Source organism: Streptomyces katrae (assembly GCF_000966975.1).
Classification (GTDB): domain Bacteria; phylum Actinomycetota; class Actinomycetes; order Streptomycetales; family Streptomycetaceae; genus Streptomyces; species Streptomyces katrae.
Genome location: NZ_JZWV01001306.1, coordinates 1 through 3,769, shown reverse-complemented (window position 1 = coordinate 3,769; position 3,769 = coordinate 1). Strand labels below are relative to the sequence as shown.

4 protein-coding genes and 1 pseudogene are annotated in these 3,769 nt (G+C 69.5%); 2 read left to right on the top strand and 3 right to left on the bottom strand.

What is annotated here, in order from left to right; translation table 11 throughout:
- Nucleotides 1-363: 363 nt before the first annotated feature.
- Both VR44_RS36500 and VR44_RS47950 read right to left on the bottom strand, forming a co-directional pair.
- The gene (locus VR44_RS36500; RefSeq protein WP_045951961.1) at nucleotides 364-861 is read right to left on the bottom strand and encodes a hypothetical protein; all 498 of its coding nucleotides are present in this window, start codon (nucleotides 859-861) and stop codon (nucleotides 364-366) included.
- A gap of 634 nt (nucleotides 862-1,495) precedes the next feature.
- Nucleotides 1,496-2,148 (bottom strand): annotated as a pseudogene (locus VR44_RS47950) (hypothetical protein).
- A 382-nt stretch (nucleotides 2,149-2,530) separates the two neighbouring features.
- Between VR44_RS47950 and VR44_RS36490 the strand changes: the two are divergent.
- A complete protein-coding gene (locus VR44_RS36490) occupies nucleotides 2,531-2,788 on the top strand; it encodes a hypothetical protein (protein WP_045951959.1) in 258 nt (85 codons plus the stop codon).
- Nucleotides 2,789-2,945: 157 nt separating this feature from the next.
- Nucleotides 2,946-3,443 (top strand): DUF6233 domain-containing protein, encoded by a 498-nt coding sequence (locus VR44_RS36485; protein ID WP_052713993.1) that lies wholly within the window; start codon nucleotides 2,946-2,948, stop codon nucleotides 3,441-3,443.
- Nucleotides 3,444-3,457: 14 nt separating this feature from the next.
- On the opposite strand, the gene VR44_RS45630 is transcribed toward VR44_RS36485, so the two are convergent.
- Complete coding sequence (locus tag VR44_RS45630) at nucleotides 3,458-3,634, bottom strand: hypothetical protein (protein WP_157880524.1); 177 nt, start codon at nucleotides 3,632-3,634, stop codon at nucleotides 3,458-3,460.
- Between the last annotated feature and the right edge of the window lie 135 nt (nucleotides 3,635-3,769).

The window sequence follows — 3,769 nt, the reverse complement described above, 5'->3', positions numbered from 1 at the left end:
AACGACATCCGGCCCACCGGCACATCTTCGAACTCCTGCGGCGCATCGTCGTTGACATCGGCCCAGGCCTCCGCCTGGGCGGCCAGGGCGTCCGCGTCAATGCGGGCGTGGACCGTCCACACCTGCCGCATCTCCTCGAAGTCGTAGGGAAGTTTGAGCACCTGGTGTGGGCAGAGGGGCAGTGGCGACTTGTGGAGCGCCCGGGTCGGCCATGCCGACCAACCCGGGCACCTACCTGCGCATCAGCATTCGCGGAGACCTGGGGGCCGGGTCCTGGCCGGTGTTCACGTCCACTGCCGGCACGCTCCCCCACACTCCCTTGCCGAGCTGAGTCGAGTACCAGATGTCGTGCACGCCCCCGAGCTACCCCTGCGGGGTGTAGGTGAGCGTGATCAGTCCATCCATACCCTCGGAGCCGGTGCCGGCGTCCGTGTGGTCGCCGCGATTGCCGTCTCCGCCGCCGACGATGCCCGCTCCGATGCCGCCGCTTCCGCCGTTCCCGTTCGGGTTGCCGAAGGTGGTGACGGTCCGGCCGCCCCAGCCGCCCTTGCCCTGATTGTTGCGGGAGCCGTCCGCACCGTTCTCGCCGGCAGCAGCGGGTGCTGAGCTCATCGTCCGGCCGTTGAGGCAGGCGCCGTCGCCGTGGGGCTGGGCCTGCCCGGCCGCGCCGCCGGTGCCGGAGCCGAAGGTGCCAGAGCGGTGCCCGGCGAAGCCGCCTCCACCCCCGCCGGCACGCGCGACGAGTTGGTCTTCCATATACGTGGAGCTGTCGCCGCCGGCCCCGCCGTCGCCGCCGTCGGTGTTCGTGGCGCCGGCCGTGCCTGCCGCACCGGCCTTGCCGACGGTCATGGTCAGCGTCATGTGGGGACGGACCCCCATCGAGCAGGTCGCCTGGCTGCCGCTGGCACCGCCGCCGCCTCCCCCGCCGGTCAGCGGCCCGTTGTTGTTGCCCCCACCGCCTCCGCCGCCTCCGTGATCCGCCTGACGCCGTCGGGCACGGTGAAGGTGTATGACCCGGGTCGGTCGTAGGTCTGGGTCACGGGAGCGGGTGCAGCGTGGGCAGCGACGGCGAGGGTCCACAGGGACACGACAGCCGCGGCCGCGGTGACAGGGAAGGTCTTCTTCATACCTTGCCAACGATCTCCAGCCACCCAGGTACTGGAGGGCGCTACCATCTGCCGCCAAGACTCGATCGATTCCTCCCCAAGGGCCGGTTCCCGCTCGCCAGACCTGGCCAGAGAACCCCCTGACCAGGCCGCTTAACCATCAGTGGCACGAACCGGCGAATGCTCAAACTTCGACGGCAAATGATCAAGGTTCACTGTCACAGGACACCCATCCGGGTGTGACTGAGCACGATAGGTGACCCGGATGGACAACTCGGATGCTCAACCCGGTGTCGGCAAGGCGGCCAGCAGCGAAGGCATCGGCCGTATCCCGGGGGAACGCGGCCAGGCCGGGAGCAGGCCCCCCGGCGGGTGATCGGACCGGAGAGTCAGTGTCCGCCCAGACCCCACGCATCGAGACCACCGTAGATGTGGGCCCTCAGGCAGTGCGGGGCGTCAAATCCTGAGGCTTCGCCGCGGTAGATGGCGATGAGCGAGTCCTTGCCCCTCCACCAGGTGTCGGCGAGCCCCTGAACCTCAGGTACAGGTTCGAATCCGTCGAGGTCCAATTCTTCGACGGCGCGGCGCGGCCTTTGACCCTCGTGATGGTCTTGGCCCAGTAGCCCGCGTGGGCGGCCAGCGCAAGGGCTTCCACCCATCCCTCCGTGCTGGCGTGCAGCGGTGTCCAGCGGTCAGCGTCGATCCCGAATTCGCCTCCAGGTCCGATCATGAATCCGTGAGCCATGGAGACGCGACAGCTGCCGGCCGAGAACCGCCATCCCTCCGCGCCCGAGCCTTCAGGCATGTCGGCTTCCAGAACGCGCGGGCCGCCCTCGTATCCGGGAGCCGGGGGTAGGGCGATTCCGCCCCACCGCTCCTGGTAGGCCGCGGCCCGGTCGATCTCTACAGCAGGTATCCCGCGTTCGAGCCATGCTTCCCGGCAGAGCATGAGGTCGCGGCGGGGGACACGAAGCCCATGCCCCTCCACGAAGTACCGAGCTCGTCGACTCAAGCCTTCTGGCGCCTGAGGGGTCAGTGTCACTCGGATGTCCGCCGTCACAGATGCTGCCTGTCTCAAAAAGGGATGCACCCCCCTGACGGTCTCCCGTTGCGGACGGTGCACTGGCCATGGCACGGAGCTTAGTGATCATCCTTGCCACCCACATTCGGGCCCCTTGCCTTGCGCGGAGTCCGGCCGCCTTCGTGCGGCATGCCGGGGAGCCAGCACGCACCAAAGGGCATGACCGGCGCCGTCCCGGGGCCGCAGATCCCTCCAGCCGGCCGGGCCGCCCTGCTCGCCAACTCAAATCCACAGCACGACAAGTCCAGTGCTCATTGGACAGATGCAGTGCTCAGTCACAACCGGGCCCGGGCCCACGGCGAGGCATTCGCCGAAGAATTCGAACACATGTTTCCATTGAAGGGTGAGCACACCGTTCCGCTTCCCCGAGGACCTGATCACCCTCCAAAGGACCTGGCAGCAGACCTACGCCGAACTCGCCCAGATCCCTGCCGGGGCCAGCACGACCGCGCTGCGGCGCCGGCTGATCGCCCTCTCGGCGCAGCTGTGCACCCACCCCTACTGGAGTGCCTCCACCGGCCGGCGGGCCGGCGTCGCCGACCTGGATCGCGCCACCCGCACCCCCATCGGCCCGGGCCCCGGACGAAAGGCCGCAGCATGAGCCGTCCCATTGACGCCGCACCCGCACGGCCCGCGCCGGTCTCGACCGGACCGTGTGTCCGGTGCCGCCAGCCCACCACGCGCTACGGAGCGGGTGCGAGCCCCCTGTGCGCGGCATGCCAGCAAGCCCGCGCGGAGCGGCTCGCCCGCTCCTGACCGTGACCGCCCCCGCGCCACCACCCGCAGCGATCACGCTCCTGCTGCCCGACGGGCAAGAGCTTCGGGTACGGCTCTACGAGCGCCTCCAGATGGACACCGGGCTGTGGGTTTTCCGCATTGGCGTCCCCCTTTGGCAGACCACCGAAGGCGGTGGCGTCGAGCCGGCCGAGTACGGCACGTGGGTGACCTCCGCCCAACTGCGGCCTATCCCCGGCGTCGCCCTGGACCAGGTGCCCACCCACCGCAACCCAGCCGGCCGGGCGGCCGCTACGGCAACGCCGTGGGTGTGGGTCCTCGACGGCCGCGCCCGGCCCACCACCGTGCACGCCGAGGGATGCCCACTGGCGACGGACCGGGCAGTGCCGGTCAAGACGATGGACGCACTCGACGCGCTCGGCCAGCCCGGCACGGTCGCGTGCACCGGATGCGACGCCGCCGAAACCCTCCTGCCGATCCTCGCCCACGGCCAGGAGGACGCGCACGCCCCCGGCGACTGACCAGAATCAGCAGGTCAGACAGTCGGAGAGCCCTTGTAGTCGTGGGCCTGGTAGCCGCGGCCGTCCTTGTGCCAGTCCAGGAAGACCACTCCATTGCCATACGCGGCGCTACCGGCCCGGTGGCTGATCACCGGAGTGCGCCAGGCGCCCTTGCGGGCGCCGCCGGACGTCGCTTTCTCACGCCAGCACACCGCTATCCAAGCAAGCCCAACACAGGAATAGGCAAACCCATGACAGCCACCCACCACCGTGCTAGCCACCCCATGGCAGCAGCCTGGTCACGCAGTGGCAGCCAAGATCAGCATCAATGCCCGGTGCGAGCAGGG

What these genes read in the sequence shown, in the direction of transcription:
- VR44_RS36500 (WP_045951961.1), bottom strand. Translation starts at nt 861, where the DNA reads ATGACGCTGACCATGACCGTCGGCAAGGCCGGTGCGGCAGGCACGGCC.